Below are 8,797 nucleotides of genomic sequence, written 5' to 3' on the forward strand. Positions count from 1 at the left end.
ATAGAAAAATTTGGGGCAGTGGGATTGATAGTAGGTTCTACTTCGGGCTGGATTTTAAGTCAGGTCATCATGAATTTTTATTACCATAAAGTCTTAAAACTCGAAATCTCCAGATTTTTCGCGGAGTTGTTTCATCAAATCGGTCTCACTTTTATCCTCGCATTAGCACTGGGCTTCGCCTTGAATTTTTTACCTGGTAGCGGTTGGCTGAATTTGGTGCTAAAAATTTCCGTCTTTGTACTGATATTTTCGGTACTTATGTTTAAATTTGGCATGAATCAAAGCGAAAAAGCAGCCATCAAAAGTGTATTGCCTAAATTCTTAAAATAATGCAGCCAAAGCTAACTTTACATCACATTGCCTATTCCGATAACGGAACCAAAATGACTTATCAATATACCTATGATGAGTCGCTGGCGAAGTATTTCAATAAGAAAGAAGCTTATTATGTGCAATACCAAGAAGACATTACTTCGGTACCCGAAAGCTTAGCGGTCATTCCGTTTTTGGCCAACATTATGCCCATAGCCTGGTTCGTTGGTTTTGATGTAGCAATAAAGGAATTGGACGAAACTTTTTACCAATCGCTCCAAAATTTAAAAGCGGAATTCGCCATCCATTTTCCGCAAATCAAAGCAGATACGGCATTACACGTCAATGCCATTACCCAAAATACTTTCACGGAAGATAACCACGCCTTGTTGTTCAGTGGTGGTTTGGATGCTTTCGAATCACTGACCCGCAACATCGATAAAAATCCGTACTTGATTTCTGTCCACGGTGCCGATATAGAAATTGCCGATACCAAACGTTGGAACGATTTCAAACGATTCAATCTCGAAGAGGAAATCATCCACGATGACCGTCTTTGTTATGTGGCATCCAATTTAAGAACGTTCTATACTTATGAAGTCGATTTGTTAGTAGGCGTTGGCTGGTGGGGCAAAATCCAACACGGAATGGCTTTGTTGAGTTTGATTGCACCCTTAAGTTATTTGCACCACATTACTACAAACATGATTGCTTCGTCCAACACCGGAGAAGTCAGTTTTGGCTGGGGTTCCACCTCCGAAACCGATGAAAAAGTACGTTGGGCCAACCAAAAAGTCATCCACGACGGGTTTCACTTACGCCGCACCGAAAAGATTGAAAATATTGTTGCTTTTGCCCAAAAAACAGGTTATAAAGTCAAGCTTCGTGTTTGCTATTCCGAATGGCGTACCGGTTACAATTGCAGCCGCTGTACCAAATGCCAACGCACCATGTTCGGGTTTATGTTGGAAGGTGAAAATCCCAACGATTACGGTTTTGAAGTGCCTAACGATTTTTATGAATTACTGCTCAAAAATTTCGATGAAAAGACCATGATGACAGTAGGCGTAAAATACGAATGGCAATGTTTGCAAGACAAAGCCAAAACCATACAACAACCGTTTATCTTCAAAGACAAAGCCACAGAAACCGAGAAATTCAATACTTTTGTGCAGCTGAATTTAGACGAGATTGTCAATAAAAACAAAGACAAATTGCAAAAACGACGGGAGATGAAGTTTGTCATCATCAATAAGTTCCCCAAGTTATTCCAACTCTATTTAAAGCTCAGAAGAAAATTATAAAACCCAAAACACCATGAAGTACGGCATTTTTTCCTACGATGAGAATAAGATTTTTTTCAATGTTGGCGATAACATTCAAAGTTTAGCCGCCAAGCAGTTTATGCCTCGCGTAGATACTTACATCAACCGTGAACGTTTGGCCGACTATCATGGAGAAAAAATGAAGGTCATCATGAATGGATGGTTTACGCATAATTATAACAATTGGGTGCCTTCCGAAGATATAGAACCTTTGTTTGTGTCTTTCCACGTTAACAATACTGCCGCGCCGGGGATGTTGAATGAGAAAGGCATTGCTTACTTGAAAAAGCACGAGCCCATAGGTTGTCGTGATCAATTCACCGCCGATTTGCTAAAATCCAAAGGTATAGAAGCTTATTTTTCAGGTTGTTTAACCTTAACATTAGACTCTTATAAAGTAGATGATACGGAACGAGGGGATGATATTTATATTGTAGATCCTTTATATAGTTATCCTCGTTGGGAAAAAGTAACGATTGATTGGAAGTGGTTTGTGAAAAGCATCCTAAACGGAAAATTATTCCAATTGGGTAAAAAGAAAAAACACCTGAAAAATTTTATCAGTCCCGATTTATTAAAGTCGGCCATCTATATCAACCAAGAGCCACCGGCCAATACCTACAACGATGACCAAAAATTTGCTATGGCTGAAGATTTATTACACAAATATGCTAAGGCCAAATTGGTAATTACCTCACGCATCCACTGTGCTTTACCGTGTTTGGCCATGGGAACTCCGGTGATTTTTGTTAACGGTTTTGACAGTTTTGTAGATTCTTGTCGTTTCGATGGCATTTTAGAACTGTTCAACCGAATTGATATCGATGCGAAAACAGGTGCGTTTACCGCTAATTTTCCCTTAGAAGGGAGGATAACTAAAGACACTGTCGTTAAAAATTTAGAAAAGCATCATGCTCTGGCAGAACCTTTAAAAGAAAAGTGCAGCGCTTTTATTAATCAATCATAATGAAGCTTGTTTATATTACCAACGGAATTAACGGCTCGGGAGGACTCGAACGAGTCCTTTCCATCAAAGCATCCCGTTTGGTAGCTGAATACGGTTATGAAGTACATATAATTGTACTCAATAATGGTCATTTGGATCCTTTTTACAATTTCAATACCGAGATTTTTTTCCATACCATTAACAGCAATCGAAAAGGTCTCTTTTTTTTAAAGGACTATTTTGTCAAAATAAAAAAAATGGTAAATCAGCTCCATCCCGATATTGTTCTCGTTTGCGACGACGGTCTGAAAGGTTTTTTTCTGCCGAAATTACTAGGTAAAAAAAGACCTATAATTTATGAAAGACATGCCTCGTTGGCCATCAATACGGGTAACCGTTTTTACGGTGGTCTTATGAGAAAATTGATGCGTTTTTTAGCAGCCGATTTCACCCATTTTGTTGTGCTTACACCAACAAACGTAAAAGAATGGAATTCAACTAATATAATCGTAATTCCAAATCCTTTAACATTTTATCCCAAAAGTTCTGCATCGTTAACCACCAAAAAAGTAATTTTAGTAGGTTCACAATCTTACGTAAAAGGTTATGATAGTGCAGTTAAGATTTGGTCCCATGTTGGTAAATCTCACCCGGATTGGGAATTGCATTGTTATGGTAAAAAAGATAGCCAGAATCGTTTTCAAAATGAAGCCCAAAAATCAGCCATAACCCAAATGTATTTTCATGAGGCTGTAAAAAATATCGAAGAAAAATACTTGGAATCTTCGCTGTTAATTTTACCGTCTCGTTCTGAAGGTTTTGGTATGGTGTTGATTGAAGCTATGGCTTGTGGTGTACCGTGTATTGCTTTTGATTGTCCGAGTGGACCAAGCGACATAATCAACAATGATGAGGACGGTCGATTAATTGAAAACGGCAACATTTCTGCTTTTACTGACGCATTGACCAGTTTGATGTCAAATGAAAAAAAGCGCAAAGAAATGGGACTGTTAGCCAAACGCAATGCCCAACGTTACTTACCTGAAAATATAATAAATCAATGGAATGATTTATTTAAAGCTACCCTACAATGAAAAGAATATTGTTAATTATTCCGTCCGGAGGAGTTGGAGGTATTGAGAGATTAGCCTTGAATTTTTATAACTTTTATAAGACGCAAGGCTTTGAGGTGAAAGTGGTTAAGATTATAAAGCAGCAGTCAGATTTTATTAACTTTAGCGAAGATGAATTGTATCTGTCTGAACTCGATTTAGGAGAGATGGGCAAATTCAGTCGAATCCTTTTTTACCTTAAATCACCGTTTATAATCAGAAGAATGATCAAAGCCAATAAGATAACGCATTCCATTGGTTTTGGTGATGTTGCCAATTTGTTTTCGTCGTTAACTTTGACCGGAGAGATGAAAATTGTTAGTCTTCACGGGCTAAAGAGTGTAGAATTTAAAAACAATTCATTGCTGAATAGGTTGAGTAAAATCGCTTTTAAAACATCGTTTGCACTTACAGATAAAGTAGTTTGTATTAGCCAGGCCATAAAAGAAGACTTAATTGAAAACTTTAAATTTAAGTTTCCAAACAAACTAAAAGTGATATACAATCCTCATGATATAAAAGCAATACATGATTTATCACTACAGCCATTAGATAGTGCTGAGGAAGAAAAAAAATTTGAAAAGAAAACCATTTTGTTCATAGGAAGATTAACCAATCAAAAGGCGCCATGGCATTTAGTTAAATCATTTAGCCTATTGAAGGATAGAGAAAATGTTAATTTGATTTTTATCGGAGATGGGGCAGAACCGGTTGAAAATTACATCAAACATCTAACTCAAAAACTGGACATTTCAGATAATATTTATTTTTTAGGAAGAAAGTCGAATCCTTTTAAGTATTTGAAGAGGGCAAATTTACTGGCGCTTACATCTTACTATGAAGGAACTCCAAATGTAATTATCGAAGCCATTGCAACAGCTGTACCTATAGTCTCCTCCAACTGTACCGGAGGAATAAAAGAGCTTATGAGTTGTAATCAATGTGAGGAAAAAGATGGCTTTCTCATTACAGAATCAGGATTGATTACACCTAATTTTTTTAAATCTGATTTAGATCTTCCAAAAAATGAACATTTTATAGAGGAGGAATATATTTTTTCAAAGGCATTAGAGTTGGTTTTAAAAGATGATTCTTTTAAAAAAAGTGTTATTACCAATAAAGAACTATTGCTTCAAAAGTACAATATAGAAGTAGTTGCCAAGGAGTATTTATCGTAAATTAGAGCTCAAATTTTAACCAATGATTAACTTTATCCCAATCGAGTATTATACAACAGTGTATCTAAACATCATGTTGTTATTTACTTTGTTTGTCTTTTTACGGTCTTATCAATACAAATTGGTTGATAGTATAAATTTAAAAAGTCAAGGTTTTAATGAAGGATTTTTATTGGTTTTTGTAATTCTTTTCATGGGTTTGCGGCCCGTGGGGTATGAATTTGGCGATATGGGAACTTACGCAAAATTGTATGATGATTTTCAGAATTACGGGTTTATGGAAACCCAAGGAGATCCCATTTTCTACTTCTTTATGAAATCGTGCTCCAAGATTTTTCCCGTTGAGATTTTTTTCCTGATTTGTGCGGTACTTTATATCATTCCACTGTATTATGCCTCAAAAAAGATGTTTGGTCAATATAGCTTTTATGCCTTTTTTATGCTTATTGCCTCTTTAAGTTTTTGGGCTTACGGAACAAATGGGATTAGAAACGGTATGGCAACGTCTATCTTTCTGTTGGCCATCACCAGGAATAGCCAAATTGTTAAAACGATATTGTTTTTACTGGCTCTGGGAGTACACCAATCCTTGTTAATCCCTCTGGTAATGTATGTTTTTACGTCATTTTATAAAAACACCAAATATATCTTTATATTTTGGTTATTGTGTATACCGTTATCACTGATTTTGGGAAAACAATTAGAGGGTTTCTTTTTAAATTTGGGTTTTGGTGATGCTGATAAAATTCAAGGCTATTTCGTTGAAGATGAAGAAATTTTAGAAGAGTTTAGTGCCATCGGATTTCGTTGGGACTTCTTGCTTTACAGTATCAGTGGCGTATTTACCGGAATGTATTTTATTTTTAAGAAAGAATTTGAAGATGAGTTTTATAAGCGTTTGATTAATTTGTATTTGCTTACCAACGCCTTTTGGATTTTGGTTATCAGAGCCAACTTCTCCAACCGTTTTGCGTATTTGTCATGGTTCTTATTGGGGGTTGTTATTATTTATCCTTTTTTTAAAAAAATATTTTTTAAAGAGCAACACCAAATCATTGGTAAAATTATATTTGCTTATTTTTTGTTCACTTACGTATTAATGATGTTTACGGCCTAATTGATTATAATGAAACGAATAACCGTTTTTACGCCCACATTCAACCGTGCTTATTGCTTGCACCAAGTTTATGAAAGTTTGTTGCGCCAATCTTGCCAGGATTTTATTTGGCTGGTTGTTGATGATGGCTCAACCGATAACACCCGAGATTTGGTTCAAAACTGGATAAATGAGCGTAAAATAGAGATACACTATGTCTACCAAAATAACTTAGGGATGCATGGTGGCTATAACACTGCTTACAGCATGATTGATACAGAACTCAATGTTTGTATGGATTCGGATGATTTTTTTACCGACCAAGCCATCGAAAAGATTCTGAAACATTGGGATGAATTTGGTAACGATTCTTACGCTGGTTTGGTTGGTCTAGATGCCACTTTAGATGGCAAGGTTTTAGGAGCTTGGTTTCCCCAAGATTTAAAAAGTGCTAGTTTAGAAGATTTGTATCAAAAGCATAAAATCAATGGCGACAAAAAATTGGTTTATCGAACTGCCGTAGTCAAAAGCTTTCCGCCATACCCTATATATCCTGGAGAAAGTTTTGTGCCTTTGGGTTCGCTTTACGTTCAAATAGACAAACAATATGAATTGCTGTGTTTGAACGAGATATTGTGCTTGGTTGAATACATGGAAGATGGTTCTACGCGTAATATTTTCAGACAGTACCGCAGACACCCTAGAGGTTTTCGCTATTCAAGAGTGATGGAGATGGAATATTCGGATTATAGTATTGTTAAAATAAAAGCCATCGTTCATTTTATTGCTAATAGTTTGCAATTGAAAGAGTTTAACTATTTCGGAAAAAATAAATACCCAATCTTGACCTATCTTTTCTTTCCTTTAGGGCTATTGCTGTACTTTTACATCAAAAGAAAAAATAAGTTCATTGCCAAAACCTAAATCAATCTAAAACATATGTGCGGAATTGCCGGTTTTATAACCCCCGAAAAATGGGATTTTAATCATGTGCTCAATAACATGGTTCAAAAATTACACCACCGAGGTCCTGATAGTAAAGGGACTTGGTATGATGCTGATTTCGGATTGGGTTTAGGTCATGCCAGATTATCGATTATAGATTTAACACCAACGGGTCATCAGCCGATGCAGTCTGCCTCAGGTCGTTACATGATGGTTTTTAATGGCGAAATATACAACCACTTGGCCTTGCGTAAAGAGTTGGAAAAAATCGAAAATATTTCCTGGCGCGGTACCTCAGATACAGAAACCTTACTCTATGGATTTGAAATTTGGGGTTTGGATGCTACTGTAAAAAAATGCAACGGTATGTTTGCCATCGCCCTCTGGGACAAGAAAGACAAAATACTAACTCTCGTTCGAGACAGAATGGGAGAAAAGCCGCTATATTACGGTTCTGTTGGCAAAAGTTTTGTTTTTGCTTCCGAATTAGCAGCGCTAAAGGCTATCCCGCAATTTTCAAATCCTATCGATAAAGGTGCATTGGCATTGTTTATGTCTTATGCTTCAGTACCGGAGCCTTTTTCGATATACAGCGGTATCAATAAGTTACCGTCAGGCGGAAAACTTACTTGGTCTTATGAAAAGCAAACTCCTAAAATAACAGAATATTGGTCGGTTGAATCACTAACCAATCGCCAACACAATCCGCTTTACACAGGAAGTGCTTCGGATGCCGTTGATACCTTAGAAACGCTACTGACCGATGCAGTTAATTTACAAACCATCTCCGATGTACCAATTGGAGCTTTTCTTTCGGGTGGCGTAGATTCAAGTTGTATTGCTGCCTTAATGCAATCCGTTTCTTCCCACAAGATTGATACGTTTAGTATCGGTTTTGATAAGCCCGAGTACAATGAAGCACAATATGCTAAAGAAGTGGCTAAGCATTTGGGCACTCAACATCACGAAACCTACGTAACCGACAGGGAAGCACTCGATATAGTGCCGCAGTTGAGCAGCATTTATTCGGAACCTTTTTCTGAATCTTCTCAAATTCCTACGTTTATGGTCGCTAAAATTGCCCGTCAAAAGGTAACGGTGAGTTTGTCAGGAGATGCCGGAGATGAATTGTTCGGGGGTTACTCTCGCTATCAGTTGGCGAATAACACTTGGAACAAACTCGACAAAATCCCTAAAGTGTTAAGAAAAACGGCTTATGCCGGAATTAATGCTTTACCGTATGATTTTTGGTATTCGTTGTTACTTCCGTTAAAAGGAAAAAGAAATAAAATAAACCTCCCGGTGAATTTTGCCGACAAACTCTTTAAAGGGTTACCAATGTTAATGGCAGAGAACCGTAAAGAGTTTTACCACAAAGGCTTAATGAATCACAATCCCGATTTAAAACATTGGTTGCCGGGTGTAGAACGTCCGATGACTAAGTTTGATTCCAATGCGATCCTTTCGGATAACTTTTTCGACGAAATGATGGCAACTGATTTAATCACCTATCTGCCCAACAATAATTTAGCTAAGGTTGACCGTGCAGCTATGGCTAGTTCTTTGGAAACCCGTGTGCCTTTATTAGATCACAGAATCGTACAGTTTGCCCTTTCCTTACCGGTTAATTACAAAATCCAAAACGGAACTGATAAATGGGTTTTGAGACAAGTATTGTACAAGCATGTCCCGAAACACCTGATTGAACGCCCCAAAATGGGATTTGCAGTGCCTCTCGAAGATTGGTTGCGAGGACCGCTGAAAGATTGGGGAGCTGCGCTTTTAGATCCAAGAAAAATAAAAGAAGGAGGCTTTTTTGACGCCGACTTTATCACCAAGAAATGGCAGGAATTCCAATCGGGGAAACGCAACTGGCAAGGGCA

The 8,797-nt window shown here is 37.3% G+C and carries 8 protein-coding genes; all 8 read left to right on the forward strand.

What is annotated here, in order from left to right; translation table 11 throughout:
- On the forward strand, window positions 1-330 hold a 330-nt coding region (locus tag ACIQ32_RS10415; RefSeq protein ID WP_396195628.1), incomplete at its 5' end, for a hypothetical protein.
- Complete coding sequence (locus tag ACIQ32_RS10420) at window positions 330-1,616, forward strand: hypothetical protein (RefSeq protein WP_396195629.1); 1,287 nt, start codon at window positions 330-332, stop codon at window positions 1,614-1,616. The genes ACIQ32_RS10415 and ACIQ32_RS10420, both read left to right, overlap by 1 nt.
- 13 nt (window positions 1,617-1,629) lie before the next feature.
- Window positions 1,630-2,604 carry a polysaccharide pyruvyl transferase family protein gene (locus tag ACIQ32_RS10425; RefSeq protein WP_396195630.1) on the forward strand — a complete coding sequence of 325 codons (975 nt, stop codon included), beginning with the start codon at window positions 1,630-1,632 and terminating at the stop codon, window positions 2,602-2,604.
- On the forward strand, window positions 2,604-3,677 hold the full coding sequence (locus ACIQ32_RS10430; RefSeq protein WP_396195631.1) for a glycosyltransferase family 4 protein: 1,074 nt from the start codon (window positions 2,604-2,606) through the stop codon (window positions 3,675-3,677). The genes ACIQ32_RS10425 and ACIQ32_RS10430 overlap by 1 nt, the downstream gene beginning before the upstream one ends.
- On the forward strand, window positions 3,674-4,873 hold the full coding sequence (locus ACIQ32_RS10435; protein ID WP_396195632.1) for a glycosyltransferase: 1,200 nt from the start codon (window positions 3,674-3,676) through the stop codon (window positions 4,871-4,873). The genes ACIQ32_RS10430 and ACIQ32_RS10435 overlap by 4 nt, the downstream gene beginning before the upstream one ends.
- A gap of 22 nt (window positions 4,874-4,895) precedes the next feature.
- Complete coding sequence (locus tag ACIQ32_RS10440; protein ID WP_396195633.1) at window positions 4,896-5,990, forward strand: EpsG family protein; 1,095 nt, start codon at window positions 4,896-4,898, stop codon at window positions 5,988-5,990.
- A gap of 9 nt (window positions 5,991-5,999) precedes the next feature.
- Window positions 6,000-6,893: a glycosyltransferase family 2 protein gene (locus ACIQ32_RS10445; RefSeq protein WP_396195634.1), complete on the forward strand. Its 894-nt coding sequence runs from the start codon at window positions 6,000-6,002 to the stop codon at window positions 6,891-6,893.
- 15 nt (window positions 6,894-6,908) lie between these two features.
- The coding region (gene asnB, locus ACIQ32_RS10450; RefSeq protein ID WP_396195635.1) for an asparagine synthase (glutamine-hydrolyzing) at window positions 6,909-8,797 on the forward strand (1,889 nt) is incomplete at its 3' end.

It is taken from the genome of Flavobacterium sp. (assembly GCF_044373165.1).
Classification (GTDB): Bacteria; Bacteroidota; Bacteroidia; order Flavobacteriales; family Flavobacteriaceae; genus Flavobacterium.

Excerpts from the sequence above, each read along its gene's own strand:
- ACIQ32_RS10420 (WP_396195629.1), top strand. The coding sequence starts at position 330 with ATGCAGCCAAAGCTAACTTTACATCACATTGCCTATTCCGATAACGGA.
- ACIQ32_RS10425 (WP_396195630.1), top strand. The coding sequence starts at position 1,630 with ATGAAGTACGGCATTTTTTCCTACGATGAGAATAAGATTTTTTTCAAT.
- ACIQ32_RS10430 (WP_396195631.1), top strand. The coding sequence starts at position 2,604 with ATGAAGCTTGTTTATATTACCAACGGAATTAACGGCTCGGGAGGACTC.
- ACIQ32_RS10435 (WP_396195632.1), top strand. The coding sequence starts at position 3,674 with ATGAAAAGAATATTGTTAATTATTCCGTCCGGAGGAGTTGGAGGTATT.
- ACIQ32_RS10440 (WP_396195633.1), top strand. The coding sequence starts at position 4,896 with ATGATTAACTTTATCCCAATCGAGTATTATACAACAGTGTATCTAAAC.
- ACIQ32_RS10445 (WP_396195634.1), top strand. The coding sequence starts at position 6,000 with ATGAAACGAATAACCGTTTTTACGCCCACATTCAACCGTGCTTATTGC.